This window comes from Coleofasciculus sp. G1-WW12-02 (assembly GCF_040219735.1).
In the GTDB taxonomy this organism is placed as follows: Bacteria; Cyanobacteriota; Cyanobacteriia; order Cyanobacteriales; family Coleofasciculaceae; genus Coleofasciculus.
The window spans coordinates 47,995-62,816 of record NZ_JAVJRX010000191.1 but is presented as its reverse complement, the minus strand read 5'-3'; the positions used below and the strand labels follow the sequence as shown (position 1 = coordinate 62,816).

Here is a 14,822-nt window from a genome sequence, read left to right as displayed (position 1 = left end):
TGAGGTGAGAGCATTATTTAACAAATAAAAATGACCCATGACAAGGGGTAATTTGCTCCTCTTAAATCCCCCCTTAAGAGTATCCTATTCCTTGAGTTTATTGTTAAACTATGTCAGGGGTTAAAACTAAATACCACAGTAATACCTCCTTAGCACACTCCTGAATTTTTTAATCCTTAGAGCCTAATGTTTGACTGCATTATTGTTGGGGCAGGTTCTGCTGGGGGAACTGCCGCCTATCACCTCGCCAAGCGAGGGCGTTCGGTACTGATTCTAGAAAAAGACTCCTTACCCCGATACAAGCCCTGTAGTGGTGGTGTATCCCCAAGCGTGCAACAGTGGTTTGATTTTGATCTGGCACCGGCGATCTCCCAAAATGTGAGCCGAGTCCGCTACACCTGGCAAATGGATGATCCGGTGGAGGTCAATCTCAAAAAACAAAAACCTGTCTGGATGGTGCGGCGAGATGTTTTTGACCAGTTTTTAGTCGAACAGGCAAAACAGCAAGGCGCTCAAGTGCAAGAGCAAACGACTGTAACCGGTATTGAATTTAAGGGCGATCGCTGGCAGGTTAATACCACCAATGAACCGATGGCAGCACGTTACCTGATCGCCGCTGATGGTGCTAACGGTTCCATGGCAAAATGGTTGGGCTTTAAAGATCGTCCCCAGCGTATGGCAGTGACGATAGAAGCTCCCAAGTCAACCCCTGAAACAGGTGATCCCACTATCCATTTTGACTTTGGGCAAGTGAAAAATGGCTACATCTGGAATTTTCCCAAAGCCGATGGCTATTCCGTCAGTGTGGGTACGTTTAAGGGGAATGACAAGCAGGATTTACAAGCGATAGGAACTAACTATATTCAGCAACTCGGTATTGATCCGAAACTCTGTCAGGTTCACAATCACCCAATGTGCCTGTGGGATGGTAACCAAAAATTACATGGGCAAAATGCGCTGCTGGTTGGCGACACCGCTTGTTTGGCTGATCCGTTTACGGCTGAGGGAATTCGTCCCTCTATATATAGTGGAGTCAAAGCGGCGGAGGCAATTGATGCGGCTTTAGGGGGTAACGCCAGCGCCTTAACTCAGTATACCCAGGTGATTCAGGACGAATGGGGTAACGAGATGGTTTGGGCGAAACGTTTAGCTAGTGCTTTCTATGGCTTTCCCAAAATTGGCTATAAGGTAGGTGTAAAGCGACCTTCAGCGACTCTGATTATGCTCCAGATTTTATCCGGAGAATTGAAGTACTCAGAGGTGGCAAATCTGGCAATTAAACGTTTGAGTGGCGGATTATTCTCACGGTAGGTTGTTTGTCAAAACTTCCCCAATCTCCAAACACCATTAAAAATCCCACGGATCACTTACCGTGGGATTTTGCTACCTCGAAACAGTTGTATGAGAAAAGTCCGGTTTAGTTATGCTAACCACCATCGTTATGGGCAGCATATTTCATTAAGGTTCAAACACCGCTTAGCTTAGAGAAGCACGACTGCGATCATAGCTGGTGCGGAAACCAGAATTGGGTTTGCCTTGAATAGAATCCCAGTGGCTGAGGTTATCAACATCTAAGCCGACTTCATTGGCTGCTCGATTGAGCATGGATTGTTGCCTGTTCTTGACGGCGTGATGGTGACGCATCATTAAGGCTCTAGCTTGTTCTTGGGTAGACATTTGTTTATTCTCCGATTGCTTTAGTGATATTTCACTGTTTTTTTTCTTACACAATAACTATAACAAGAAATTTCTGTAACAAACACTACAGAATTGCTTTATTTACAAATCTTAATGTTATGGTTTTGAAACATAACCCCGTTAGACAGACAAGTTGTCTGATCACTAAGGCAAGTTAAGCTAGATCACAGCAAAGGGTGCAGGGATTGGGAAAAATTTCCCCCTGCTGCCCTAGAAAGGCGGGTTTAGTTAAGTTTCAAGACAGTGGCAAAATGTTTGTCAAACCCGCCCCTACACCTGTGCGGGCTCAAATTCAGGCAGAATGCGGACACGGGCAAACTTGAGTCCTGTGATTCCTTGTAGTTTTTCAACGGTGCTGTATTCGATATGGCTATCCACCCAACCTTCACGGGCTAGGTAGCGTAAATATTGTTGATATTCCGTCCATTCGGCTTGGGTGGAATAGACGATAGTCAGCATTCCCGGTTGGGTGATTCGAGTTTGGGTGTTGGTGTCAAGGGCTTTATCAATCCGTTTTTTGACGATTTCGTAGCGGGTGTCGCGGGTGCTACTGCGTAAATCGAAAATTTTTTCCGTTTGTTCGTCGTGGAAAATATCAACGGTGGTTTCCTGGACTAAGACTAGATGAGTGACTTGTAACGGATTGTCAAAGCGATCGCGAATATGAAAACAAGTCCTAGCACAGTCACAGATAGCCCGTAGCTGTTCGTAGCGCAGACAGTGGAGATGGAATAAGGTAAAGTGCGAGTTAATCGAAGCGCCTGCATAGATCATGTGATCGATACCATCGGTGAGTTCATGATCACAGTAGTGGGGGATAATCTGCTGCATCCGGATTTGCCACCGTTCCCAAGTTTGCCGCAGTTGTTCGTTAATCTCATAGATCATTCGATCATAGCGATCGCGGGCGGTATAAACACAGCCGTGAGGATTGGCGCAGGCTTGTTTGTAAGCTCTCACCGCTTCAACCGCCCCATCGCCACAGTCTTGGAAATAATCAAAATAAATTTCCAGATGATCCCTGAGATATTGAATCGCCGTCACCTCAGCCTCCGCCATCACTCCTTTTTCCAACTGTTTAATATAGGCGGACAAATCCAGGCGCAGTTGTTGCAACAAAGGCAACTGTTGGTATTGGTTCGCCGCATCCACCACCGCCATTGCCAAATTGAACTGGCTGAGTAAATCGGCTTGGATAGATCGATTCCGTTCACTCGACGAACCCCGGATATCGGAAATCCCGTACATCGGATGGACATCAGTAAACACAATCGGTTCTGGGGGGAGTCCCCAACTGCGGCGTTCCGCTTCTTCTAAGAAACGCCATTCTACGGCGGGATGGATAGGATTAAATTGACTTTGAGCCGCTTGACGCAGGGCGGCGGTTAAAGCGGGAATCAAGGCGCAAGCATGGTTGATATCCAGGGAATCGAAGTTATGAGTCTGATCACTCGTCAGCCCTACCATTCCCATCAAGTTTTGGCTGGGGGTTTCGGCTTCAGCTGCAGAAACTGCTAGGGGAATCAGCAACAGGGAACGGGCGCCTTGGTTGAACAACGTCTGTTCAAACTCAGTGTGACAATCACTCTCTAAGTTAGCGACTCTCCAAACTTGATTCCCTTGGGCGGCTTCCTGGAAGTGGGAACCTTCCAGGGAATCCCAGGAATAGACTTGGGTTTGAATAATTTGATCATCTTTGCTGGTGAAAAGTTTGACCTCTTGGTGCTTCACCCGCAACAGCAGAATTTGATCAGCGCGAAACAGCGATCGCATTTTTTGCTCAAATAGGCGAAACTTCTCGGAACGCAAGAGGGAGTCGCGTTCGATTAGCAAGCTAATCAGTTGTCGAATCGTTTCTTGGTGGGTAACATCCAATCCTTCCCACAAAAGCTGACCCCTAACCTGGTAATTGTCCAGGTTTAAACGCTCCTCCCAGGTGGGGTTAAGGATAATTTGCTGAATCGGTTGTTTGGATAGATCGATATCTGAAAATTCGTTAATTTCCGGATTAATCCGCTCAACGTTCAGATGTTGCGATCGCAGCCAAAATTGTACACAATGGGGTTCGCCACCGTGGGGATTATCGAGAGTGGCAATAACGGGTTCATCTAAAAAGCGCCATTGGGTATGATTAATTTTATATACATCTCGTAATATTAGCGCCAGTAAATGACGCCGATATAACTGTTCTAGGGTTTTAGCATCAACATTTGTGAATAAATCAAATAGGTGAATGCCCTGGTTTTGTAAGTTACCCGTGGGAGCATTCATCCCGGTTAAGCGGCAAAAGGCATCATTAGCATAATACAGAGTGAACTTACCCGGCTCAACCCACGCCATCAACAGTTTGCTATGATGCTGGAAACGCGCCAACCACTTATCATTTCCCGAATTCGCCTGATTTGTCATGGTGTCGCGATCGCGGAATGTTGATTCATCACTCACCTGTTGACGATGAGAATGTGAATTAGACATGGGAGGTATATTAACCTCCAGGGAATCGTCTGGAATGTGTTGTCGGTTGTTGTTCAACATCAAGGTAAACCGGTGATGAAACCATGAGCCGTTTTTCCATTTGATCATAGAATTTAAAACTTGACAAGTTAAGAGAAATATGGTCTTAAAGTTTTGCAAGATTTTTCTCATAAACAACTTGTCATTTATCACAGACTTAAGCGACGTTCGTAGTAAGCGCTTTAGCGCCATTCTTAAACTCTGCTTACGCCGCTCGGCTTCTGCTTTATCGGGAATGCGGCTATCATACCAACGGTTAATAAATTCCTCAATCTGGTTATCATTAAAAGGTTGTAACTGATAGTGAGGAAACTCCTGGGTTTTAAAGAAATCTCGCTTATATTCCGCCGGACGAGAGGTAATAATCGCGCGATTTTGGTTATATTGCCCCAGAAAATTCTCAATCCGCCGCACCATCTGATAACGTTTGCCTTCTTCGGCAACTTCATCTAACCCATCTAATAAAATCAGCGCTCGTCCGTCTTCTAACCAATAGTTAAAAAATCCCTCTGGCAGTTTCGTTCCAAGAGCCCAACCTACAAATTTTACATGCACCCTGTTATGAGCCTGTTAATCCATTCCCCAGATGCGAATGGTTCGATCCTGACTACTACTGACAACTATTTGCACATTAGAATTAATGGCAAGGGATACAATTGCACCGCGATGTCCGGTTAAGGTATGCAATAAAAGTCCTGTGGGTAAATGCCAAAATCGAATTATTTCATCCCAACTGCAACTGACTAAAGTTTGTCCATCTTGACTTATCGCTAACCCCTTGATCTCACCCCAATGTCCGGTTAGGGTATTTAATACTTCTCCTGTGGGAAGATGCCAGAGTTTAATCGTCTTATCCTGACTCCCACTGGCGAGAATTTCTCCATCAGGACTAATCGCGATCGCACTCACCCAATTGCTGTGTCCGGTGAGACTATACTGGAGGTGTTGCGCTTGCCAATTCCAGCCGTTCAGGGTATTATTATCCATACTGCTACTGATTAAGGTTTTACCATTGGGAGTAAAGGCAAGATCGGTAATCGCCTCTGTATGTTCTGCGATCGCACCTATCTTTTCTCCAGCCTGAATATCCCACAGGGTAATCGTTCCATCCTGATTCCCACTGGCAAGAATCTTTCCCTCTGGATGCAGGGCAATAGTATATATCTTACTATCGGTTCCCCTAAACGTAGCCATCAACCTATCGCTGGCTAATTGATTTTGTTGACAAACTCCGGCTAAATCCCACAGCTTAATCGTACTATCCCAACTGCCACTAATTAGCATGGGTTGATGGGGATGAAATGTAACCGCCGATACCGAACCCCGATGTCCTTTTAGAGTACAAAGAATCTTGCCTGTATGTAGCGATCGCACTTTAATAATTTTATCCGTTGCACCACTGATCAGCAACTGTTGATCCGGACTAATTGCCAATGCATAAGCCGTAGAATGGGCAGTAGAATGGCGATAAAGACATTTCAGACACTGATAAGGATTATACTCACTTAGAAGCTGCGGCAATTGGGGATGATCAATTCCCTGGAGTTGCGAATAGGCGGTATAGCGCACTTGATAGTGATCATCTTTGAGCGCCTCTAATACTACAGAAATTCCCGCTTTACCATAATTCACACTCTCTTTTACCGCCGCCACACGCTGACTCACCAAAGCACTGTGTAAACGACGCCGAACACCTGCCAAACCGCCTAAAACCGCCGCATTAGATGGAAGTTGCAATTGACCCGTTCCTAATACAGCATCATTCTGTTTCGGCTGATGGGGATGAGATACCATTGACCATGATCCATATCTTACCCAATTATTGTATTACATACGTAGTATTTGGGGCGCGATCGCACCATTCGTTCGTAGTAAGCGCTTTAGCGCCTCCGGAATCCCTCATCCCCAGAAATTTTAACTGGATTCGGCGAGAAGTCCCTTTTGGAATTCATAAGGAACTGACTGGATTTCCAGGTTATATCTCTGTGTTTTAAGTCCCTGATTATAAGTTTTCATGAAGACCATCAAATTAACTTGCCACTCCCCTCTGTTGTTGGTTATAGTAAAGCCGATCTCTTAGACTTTTATTAAATTCAGCATCTTAACAGGGGGTATCTACTGGGCTATACCTATATCGAAGGCAAGACCGATGTCTCAATTTCCGCACCCTTCCTTGCCAAGTTCAGTAAAAGAACCTTGGTTAGCGGTTAACTTATCCCTATTTTTTCCTGGAATTGGTCAGCTTTATGCCGGAAAGATTATCAGAGGGCATAGTTTAATTATCACTCAAGTCGGGTTATATGCCTTAAGTGGATGGTTGATTTTAAGTCAAATCGGTAATATTTTTATCGGAGAACTTTTATTAATCACGGCTTTCGCGTTGAGTATTTGGGGAATCTTTGATGCTTATGACTGTGCTAAGACAGCCAACTCTCCAAGTTTTGAGAAACTTAGAACCAGTCAAAAAGATCCATGGCTAGCTGTCTTTCTCTCGCGCCTCGTTCCCGGTGCGGGTCATTTATATATTAATCGTCTGTGGTTTAGCGTTCTATTTTTTACTTTTTTTGTCATATCTCTGCTGGTTCAACTCGTGCCAATATTGCTCAAATCTTTAATTTTTTATCACGTTTATATCGCCTCAACTATTCGTCGTGAACGAAATCAGCTACCCATTTTAGGCATGGCGCTTGTATCTATTCTGTTTTCGCTGATAATTTCCCTGCAGATATTTTTTATTAAAACCCATATTGCTGATACTCATATCATTGTCACGAACGAGATGAAGCCAACGTTACAAAGAGGTGACCACGTTATTGTCGATAAACAAATCTACCGCTTTAAATCACCACAGCGGGGAGATATTGTACTATTTTCACCGCCGGAACCCTTGCAAGATAATCATTTTAGAGAGGCATTTATTCAGCGAATTATTGGTTTACCCGGAGAACGGGTAGAGATTCAAAATGGAAGGGTTTATATCAATTCTCAGCCTCTGGAAGAGAACTATCCTCAAAAACTTTCTCAATACTCCTTTATCCCTATTACCGTTCCTGCCAATTCTTATTTCGTCTTGGGGGATAACCGTAACCACAGCTATGATAGTGAAGATTGGGGTTTTCTTCCCCGACCAAATATTCTGGGAAAAGTGACCAAACGATTTTTCCCTCCTCAACGGATAGGGATAGTTAGCTCCTAATATTACTCGGATAAACTTTAATTTAATTTACTCTTCCCCAGCTCCCAGACGTAGCATGTCCCTCCAGCTATCCATAGCGCAATGGTACATCTGGAACATTGCTTTCTGTGCTTTCAGCTTAAATTGACGCCAATATAGGTCACAGGCATGTCAAAATTGTAGATTGCAGGTAGAGATGTTGCGCCCAATCGCACTGTTTCAGAAGCATCTTACTTGATAAATCTCGATAAGCGGCTTAAATGGGCAACTGCCTGGTTAGAAGAAAGGGAGGATCTACACGGATGTCAAATCACCAGGACTTAAATTTTATATTAACAGAAATGTTAGTAGAAATCGCTCAGTGCTTCAAAAAAAATATCCAGGTTGATCGAGTTCATATTTTTTTGTTAGACCGATATGATCCAGAACAATGCCTTGTTTTAAGTTTGAACGGTTCCCAACCCCTAGAGTTAAGAATTCCCAATGCAACTGGAATTGGTGGAATTGCTAATTTGAAGATTTTTTTAGAAAAACCCTTTGACGGCAAATTTCACTGTAAAGATAATGACCTAGACTTAATCCAATCTTTTGACTATATTGTTTATAATTTATTGTCTCTGCCATTATATAATAAGCAAGATAATATTGTTGCCTTTGTCCAATTAATTAATAAACTAAAACCTGAGGCTAATCCCGATCATCCCTTAGACAAAAAGATTGACAATGAGGGATTTGACCAAGACGATGAAAAGCAGTTAAATCGGGCAATGTCGTGGATTCGCTCAACGGTTGATCGATGTCAGGCGCTTTATGCAGAAATCAAGAAACAAGATATTTTTATTAGCTTTATTAAAGCAATTCATACAATTAGTCAGGGCGGATTAAATTTTGATTCTACCCTTCAGATTATTATTCAAGAAGCCAATGAATTAATGAATGCCGATCGCAGTCGTTTATGGCTGATGGATCGGGAACGCCAGGAACTATGGACAAAGGTAGAAACTGAGGCGGGTAATCCTCACGAGGAGCGTCACCCCATGGGCGTCGGCTTTGTCGGTCAAGTAGCCAAGTCAGGAAAAGCCTTGAATATTCCCTTTGACCTCTATATCCACCCCGGTGTTGATCGGATAAAACAAAGGGATTGCCGTATCGGGTATCGTACCTGTAGTTTACTTTGTCTGCCCGTTGTGACTCCCGATAACGAAGTATTGGGTGTACTGGAATTAATTAACAAAAAGAAACGGGGAAATTTTCCAGCCTATGACCCCGATACTTGGCCCATTCCGCCGGACATATTTAAGGCAAGTTTTAGTCAAGCGGATCAACAATTGATGGGAGCATTTGCCTTGCAAGTTGGGATCGCTTTGCAAAATTCGCGGCAATTCGCGTCGCTGAAGCAGCAGGAAGAAATTCAACGCCTTATTTTAAAGACTCTAGATAATGGAGTAATATATACAGATGCAAAGGGTCGAATTATTACTGTAAATAAAAAAGCCCATCAGCTCCTCAACAGCAGTGAGTTAGATGGGGTTGAAGGGAGTTGGATTGGCGACTTTATTCAGGTTAAAGAGAGCAACTTTGCCCATTTAGTCCAAGGGACTTTAACTGAACACCAAGACTATCACGCACCTCATACGGTTATCGCCAACGATCAGGAATACTCGATTGATTTATCGATTCGGTCGATTGCGGAGAACAACGGCTCGAATAATTTTTACGGACTTGTCGTCGTCCTCAAAGAAATCAATGGGACGAGTTCCCCCCAAGTACCAGCCTATCACCAAGTCAGCCAGGAACTAAGCCAGGAATTTCTAAAAAAACATGAGAGCCAGTTATTGGATCACCCCAATGTGGCGATTTTATGTGCCGATATTCAAGGTTATACCAACTTGATGGAAGACATGGAAGCTGAAACAGTTGTTTCCATGCTCAATCACTATTGTGAATTGATGGTGCAGGCTGTATTGAAGTATCAAGGTACTTTAAATCAATATATTGGTGATGCGCTAATTGCTGTGTTTGATACATCCTTACCAGTAAGCGATCGCGCTTGGTATGCAGTACAAGCAGCTCTAGACATGCGCCAACAACTAACTGAGTTTAATCGTAGCCATTTGACGCCCAATCAGCCAATGCCTCACCTGGGTATTGGCATTCACGCCGACAGAGTCCATCTGAGTCAGAATAGTTCTCAACCCCCATTGTCGGGTGATATTGTTAACTTTACCTCATTACTCGAACAAGGGAGTCGCGATTATGGCAGTGACATTATTATTAGTGAAACTATTTATAAACACTGTCGCGATCGCGTCTGGGTGCGGGAACTTGATCGCCTCCCCGTCAAGAGTAAACCCCAATCCCTTGCTATCTATGAACTTCTGGGACTTCGTTCTCAGTCTCTTTCTAGTCAACAAGAACAGATTATTGACCATTATCAACAAGGGCGTCGCTATTACCTAAACCAGCAATTTGCCCTCGCGATCGGGGAATTTTCCCAGGTTTTGGCAATTGATGGCGGTGATAAGGCGGCGAGACTACATATTCAGCGCTGTTTGTATTGGCTAGACTCTCCACCACCTCCGGATTGGGATGGGGTGTGGACATTAAGTGTTGAGTTTTGATCCTTCGCTTCGCTCAAGGGAACCTGGTTTGTAGGGGCGGGTTTTACTACTATCATTTCCTTTGCACACTAGATGTAACTAAACCCGCCCCGATTGAGTTTTAAATTCGGTGATATTGCATATTTAGCCGAAGTCAGCACAATGGGAAGAAAGGCTGGAGGTGTAGTGCATGTCCGAAAAAACAAACCGACGCACATTTCTACTCACGGGTATGGCGGTAGCAGGAGGAATAGTGGGGAGTGCGGCGTGGAAACAAAATCAACCCTCGGCTTCCCAGCTGCAGTCAGGGTCAACCACTGCGATGTCAGTCTCTAGAACCACCACAATGCCGGAACGGATGTTAGGGAATACGGGGGTTTCTGTACCTATTTTAGGCTTAGGAGGGGCAGGGAAAACACCCTTATCCAAGCCCAACCAGGAAGCGGATGCGTTGGCGATTATTCAACGGGCGTTAGAATTGGGGATTCGTTACTTCGATACAGCGGCGAGTTATGGACCGAGTGAAGACTATCTCGGTAAAATCTTACCAAACTATCGGCAGCAGGTCTTTCTCGCCAGTAAAACCGCCGCCCGCGATCGCGATGGGGCGTGGCGGGAGTTGGAGCGATCGCTTAAACGCTTGAATACCGATTATTTGGACTTGTGGCAATTGCACCACGTCTCGTTTCACGAAGAACTTGATACCATTTTTAGTTCAACTGGGGCGGCTCAAGCCATAGAAGAAGCCAAAGCCCAAAACTTGATTAAATACTGTGGGATTACCGGACACCACGAACCTGATGTGATTGCGGCTGGATTGCAGCGTTATCCCTTTGATACTACTCTAGTTTGTATAAATGCGGCGGATAAACACCACCCCCGTCCATTTATCCCCACGGTTTTACCCGTTGCTCGTCAGAACAAGGTGGGTGTGATTGCCATGAAAGTTCCCGCCTATGGGCGGTTGTTTAAATCTGGTGTCTTAGAGGGTATGCACCAGGCGCTAGGATATACCCTTTCTCAATCTGGGGTTCACTGTGCCGTGATTGCGGCGGAAGATGTGCCACAGTTAGAGTCAAATGTGCAGGTAGCCAGCCGTTTTCAGCCCTTGGATGAGATGGAATTGGCGGCGATTGAACAGCGCACGGCACAGGCTTGGGAAGATAATACATTTTTTAGGGCGTGGACTTAAGCCAACCGTCTTCTTCTTGTTGACGTAGCCACCAATCTATTACACGTAACTCTCTTTTTGCCCTGACGACTGGAAGGAAGCTGTTGATCTGACCTCTCCCTAACCCTCCCCTGGGAGGAGAGGGGTAAAGAGGGCTGGAAAGTTAGGTTTAATGACATATAAATTTACATTTTTGTGATTAGAAACTGTCTGTTATGTTACAAATCATTAGATTAATTTGGGTTTATGAGTCACTGAATAAGCTATTCTGAGTTTATAATCTTCTGGCTTAGCTAAGTCAGCCGCAAAGGGCAATAGTTCTGGGTGGAAAAGGTTTCATGGGTTAGTTTATTTGAACTCATAGGTAAAACTACCATGAAGAATCCAATTGTTGCTACAAGCGTCGCACTCTTGTCGTTAATTTTGCCGTTTAAGGCAACCGCCGCCAGTTTTAGTGGACTGTATGTTTTTGGGGATAGCCTTTCCGATTCGGGTAATGTTCATCACACCACAGGTTTCCCCCCATTTCCCTACATTGATGGACATTTTTCCAATGGTTTGAACTGGATAGATTATTTGGCACAAGACTTACACCTAGAGCCAACTCTGTTCAGTGCCCTTAATTATAGTAGTTCCTCAACACCATCCATTAACTTTGCCTTTGGTGGTGCTACCACAGGGCAGGATAACACAATCTATCAAGGTTTGTTGAGCGTACAGGAGCAGATTGCCGCCTTTCAAACCTTGATCCCTCCTGATCAATGGGTTGATCCGAATGCACTGTATATCTTATGGGCAGGAGCTAATGATTATCTACCCACTCAAAGTCCAGAGTTTGTACCATTCACCACCCCGGAAACAACCCTTGCCAATATCACAGGAGTCGTGAATACACTTGCCCAACTCGGTGCTAAAACTATCATGGTTGTGAATCTACCTGATTTGGGAAATCTGCCCCTGGTACAGAATACGCCAATAGCGGCTGATCTGAATATGTTAACGACAGAACATAACCGGGGATTGCAAACATTAAGCCAGACTGTATCTGCTGATATTAACCTCATCGGATTGGATGTTAATACTCTTTTTCACGAAGCCAGAGCCGGAAGTTTTGGATTTTCAGACGTGGAAGTCCCCTGTTTTAACCCCATGACGGAAACAGTTTGTGCCAATCCTAATGAGCATTTATTTTGGGACGCCATTCATGTAACTACAGCGGCTCATCGGCAAATTGCCACCCTAGCTGTAGATACTTTAAATGCAGAGGATGTGGCTAATGTTCCCGAACCAGCTTCTGTCTGGGGTTTACTTTTGTTGGGTGTCTTGGGTATGGGTGTAAGGAAATCTCACTCCGGAAATAGGATATTGAACTAACTTATGGAACTAAGCCAACTGAGTTAATCTTTTCTGTTATAGCAGTAGAAACATGAGCGGTGGACAAACGAACTGTGCTAGAGACTTTCCAGTGGAACGTCTCTGCTAAATGATATATCCTAACCGATGCCAGCGGTTGCTATATCTGTAACGAATCCTCAAAGCAAAATATTCCGAAATCCCCGGAAAAACTTTTGTTGTCAGTTAAGTCGTTGCGATTAGAACCCGGTGCTTACGCCAAAACTGGAACAACAACACCCCGCCTGTAGTCATAGGTTTTTCCACCTAGTCAGCCGCAGGTGGGGTTATTTCCCTATCAACCTTTCCATACCTTTGCTATGATGTAATGCTTTCAGCTCATCTATGACTTGTACACAGATGTGTAGGAGTCTCTTTTCCCCGTGAATTTTTCTACACAGTCAACCCATTTGACGAAACAAGGCACATAATATACTCTTTAGCCAGACTGGATATGACTCAGCAATTTAATCACGCTCTTCTTCCTGAAGCCCCAATAAAACGCTGTCTCAAGGGAGATTGTCTGGTTTTTGGACAACTTCTGAGCCACTTGGAACATCAACGGACAATTGAAAGAATTGCCCGGAAAAATACCAGAGGTACGGCTGTTTCCTGGGAAGATGCTGCCCAAACTGCCCATGCTAAAGTGTTTCAAGCTGTCATGGCTGGAAAGTTCCACCAAGGGGATGTCCAAGACTTCTACCACTGGGCGGCAATGGTGGCTCGTTTTGCGATTATTGATTTGGTTCGTAAAGAGAAAAAACAACACTGTACCAGTTTAGATCAAACCATTCCCGGAACGGATTTGCCGTTGTTAGAAACGATACAGGATGAATTGGATTTATTGGATACTGTAGAGCGTGCTGATTTAGTCAGCCGCGCCATTGATGCGATTTCAGTGCTGGATAAACGCCATCCGAATCGGGGTTATCAAAAACTCTGGTATGGTAAGGTAGAGGGCAGAACCCAAGTGCAACTGGCGGCTGATTTGGGCGTAAAAACTCAAAGCGCTGTCTCAAAACGTTGGGGCGAATTATTAGAGCGCCTTGCTGAGGAGTTAGGATTGGTGCAATCGGCAACGATTCAAGCCGAAATCAAAGCGACAAGCCGTCAAAAGGTTCAGCGAGTGCGCTCAACTCAAGATTGGTAAGGATAGTAATTTGTCATTGGTGAGGGTTTGATACCAAGTTGCATTCAAAGATATAACTTTCTCTCCCCCTGCTTCCCCTGCTTCCCCTGCTTTTCCTATCTACTATGTTTGAGCGCAACTCGGTATGAGGCGGGTTGAAACAATTATCAGCCGATGAGGTGTATCTACCTTAACTTAACTAAGGATTTGAAGTTTTGGTAAAATTGCTCGATTTATATACGCAGTTTGGTGTAATTTAGAGTAGGCTAGGTTTCAGGCTGTTTGCTTTCTCATTTGAGTAGAGTATCGTATTGTCTGGAGCTATAAGCTAATGCGTATAAATTATAGTGAATACAGGTTTTCTCAGGGTTCAAGATTAAACCAGCAACCCCCTCAACCTGGAGAAATTTGGCAGGTTAATCGCTCGGTGGATAGTCCTCTAGAGTTTTCTTGGCAGGAGAAACAGAATCTATTTCCTGATTCAGCACGACGGTTTCTGGCGGGAAATTCGCCACCGCGCTATGTGATGATTGTTAAGGAACCGGAATCTCCTGTCGCCGCCGAGGAGTGGCAAGTTGTTTCAGTTATGGTTCTTTCACTAAACACGGATTTTTTGAGTGCTGTTGATCTGCTGATTCCCGCTAATCTGTCTGGTGTTGGACAAGATTTGCTGGCTCAAACGTGGCATGTACTGCCAATGTTGAGGTGTAATTTGTCTCATCCTATTGGTAAACGGTTATCTAGAGAGGTTTATGATTTATTGCTGAATGTGGGAGATTACTATCATGGTTTAATTGATGAAGTACCATCGGCGTCAGAAATTGAGTTAGGCGGATTGAAGATAGGAAAGGGAGTCACGGAACAACAGCCAGAACTTCAGGCATTTCACCAACAAGAGGAAGCCTGGAGTGCTGTTTTAAATGTGCCCGTCGCGGCTTATAATGTTTATCTAAAGACGATGAACTTGACAGCAGCGATAGTCGAGGATGCTGTGCAAATTGAGCAAGAATTAATTGAATCGGGGGCAAGGTTATGGGTTCAATCTCAGCCGAATTTCTATCGAGAAAACTGGCGAACGTCCGGGGATGACAGGGCGGTTAAAAAGTAGGTAGAATTAGGCTTTGAAGCCAAGTATTGGACGAG

The 14,822-nt window shown here is 44.4% G+C and carries 10 protein-coding genes; 7 read left to right on the top strand and 3 right to left on the bottom strand.

Annotated elements, in window-relative coordinates:
- Nucleotides 1-186 precede the first annotated feature (186 nt).
- Nucleotides 187-1,311 (top strand): geranylgeranyl reductase family protein, encoded by a 1,125-nt coding sequence (locus tag RID09_RS29955; protein ID WP_446339552.1) that lies wholly within the window; start codon nucleotides 187-189, stop codon nucleotides 1,309-1,311.
- A 165-nt stretch (nucleotides 1,312-1,476) separates the two neighbouring features.
- Here RID09_RS29955 and RID09_RS29950 read toward each other — a convergent pair whose 3' ends face one another.
- From RID09_RS29950 to RID09_RS29940, 3 genes are all read right to left on the bottom strand, one after another.
- Nucleotides 1,477-1,677, bottom strand: coding sequence for a hypothetical protein (locus RID09_RS29950; protein ID WP_446339551.1), 201 nt, complete (start codon nucleotides 1,675-1,677; stop codon nucleotides 1,477-1,479).
- Between the two features lie 291 nt (nucleotides 1,678-1,968).
- Nucleotides 1,969-4,767, bottom strand: a complete 2,799-nt coding sequence (locus RID09_RS29945) for an NACHT domain-containing protein (protein WP_446339550.1) — start codon at nucleotides 4,765-4,767, stop codon at nucleotides 1,969-1,971.
- Nucleotides 4,768-4,782: 15 nt separating this feature from the next.
- On the bottom strand, nucleotides 4,783-6,006 hold the full coding sequence (locus RID09_RS29940; RefSeq protein WP_446339549.1) for a WD40 repeat domain-containing protein: 1,224 nt from the start codon (nucleotides 6,004-6,006) through the stop codon (nucleotides 4,783-4,785).
- A gap of 355 nt (nucleotides 6,007-6,361) precedes the next feature.
- Here RID09_RS29940 and lepB point away from each other — a divergent pair, with 355 nt between their 5' ends.
- The 6 genes from lepB to RID09_RS29910 all read left to right on the top strand — a co-directional run bounded on the left by lepB (nucleotide 6,362) and on the right by RID09_RS29910 (nucleotide 14,787).
- The gene (gene lepB / locus RID09_RS29935; RefSeq protein ID WP_446339548.1) at nucleotides 6,362-7,408 is read left to right on the top strand and encodes a signal peptidase I; all 1,047 of its coding nucleotides are present in this window, start codon (nucleotides 6,362-6,364) and stop codon (nucleotides 7,406-7,408) included.
- 281 nt (nucleotides 7,409-7,689) lie between these two features.
- Nucleotides 7,690-10,008, top strand: coding sequence for a GAF domain-containing protein (locus RID09_RS29930; RefSeq protein ID WP_446339547.1), 2,319 nt, complete (start codon nucleotides 7,690-7,692; stop codon nucleotides 10,006-10,008).
- 169 nt (nucleotides 10,009-10,177) lie between these two features.
- Entirely contained in the window at nucleotides 10,178-11,179 is a 1,002-nt protein-coding gene (locus RID09_RS29925) for an aldo/keto reductase (RefSeq protein WP_446339546.1), read from the top strand.
- Between the two features lie 354 nt (nucleotides 11,180-11,533).
- Nucleotides 11,534-12,532: an SGNH/GDSL hydrolase family protein gene (locus RID09_RS29920; RefSeq protein ID WP_446339545.1), complete on the top strand. Its 999-nt coding sequence runs from the start codon at nucleotides 11,534-11,536 to the stop codon at nucleotides 12,530-12,532.
- Nucleotides 12,533-13,004: 472 nt separating this feature from the next.
- On the top strand, nucleotides 13,005-13,700 hold the full coding sequence (locus RID09_RS29915) for a sigma-70 family RNA polymerase sigma factor (protein WP_446339544.1): 696 nt from the start codon (nucleotides 13,005-13,007) through the stop codon (nucleotides 13,698-13,700).
- Nucleotides 13,701-14,010: 310 nt separating this feature from the next.
- Entirely contained in the window at nucleotides 14,011-14,787 is a 777-nt protein-coding gene (locus RID09_RS29910) for a hypothetical protein (RefSeq protein ID WP_446339543.1), read from the top strand.
- Nucleotides 14,788-14,822: the final 35 nt, after the last annotated feature.